Consider the following 901-nt stretch of genomic DNA (forward strand, 5'->3'; position numbering starts at 1 on the left):
GTTTATGGACAGCACCGTGGGGCCGTTTCAGTTCAACCGAATGGATTTGGTGGAATCCGCCACGGACACCAATGTGGCCATCGTCACCCTGCCCACCCAGAACAAAATTGCCGATGATCCGGGGGCTGGCATCCGTGGTCAGAACATGACCCGGAATTTTATGACCGTCTATGACGGGGCATCGACCATTACCAATGTCACCGTGGAGGCGGAAACCTGGCAGATTGATTTTATGGCCCGGCTCCATGCCTCCGATGAGCTGGAGCGTTTAAGCAGCCGGGACACCTGGGGAAGAAGCTGTTTCTGGCACGATGGCTTTTTGGTTAAAAAGGATGGCAATGATTTTCTGCTGGTTTCCGGGCTGGGCTATGTGGAAGGCATCCGCATTCAGGCCACCGATGACCAGACCATCACTCCCGGCACTTTGAATGGTGTTACGCCGGAAATTTCTGTGGTTTTTGGCACAGAGAGCAATGGCAACGCTCAACAGGATTACAATGACAGCCAGCAGGTAGATCACTATCTGGAGCGGATCGCCAGCATCAACAGCGCCGGAACCGTCACTGACCGCCGCACCGTTCACCCTATTGATGACGCCCTGCTCAATTATCTGGTTCCGGAAGCTCCAAAAGATGGCAACCAATACGTGAGAATGGATGGCAAATGGGTTCCGGTGGATGTGCCCATCAATTGGTCCGCCCCACTGGCTACCGATGGCCAGACCATTATCAACCCGCCCTATACCTTTACTGCAGCAGAGGTTTATATCAATGGCGTGATGCAGGATCATGACCGGGGAGCCTTTACCATTACCGAAAACCGCATAGAGCTGGCGGCACCCCTTAACAAAGGCGATGCGGTGCAGGTGATTCTTGGTTCTACCCCGCCCGCCCTGAAAAAC

At 54.2% G+C, this 901-nt stretch carries 1 protein-coding gene; it reads left to right on the top strand.

The features are described 5' to 3' along the window. Positions 1-4 precede the first annotated feature (4 nt). A partial coding sequence (locus tag J7438_RS26130; protein ID WP_286196955.1) for a phage tail-collar fiber domain-containing protein occupies positions 5-901 on the top strand: 897 nt, incomplete at its 3' end.

Source organism: Thalassotalea sp. G20_0 (genome assembly GCF_017744175.1).
Taxonomy (GTDB): Bacteria; Pseudomonadota; Gammaproteobacteria; order Pseudomonadales; family Endozoicomonadaceae; genus Endozoicomonas.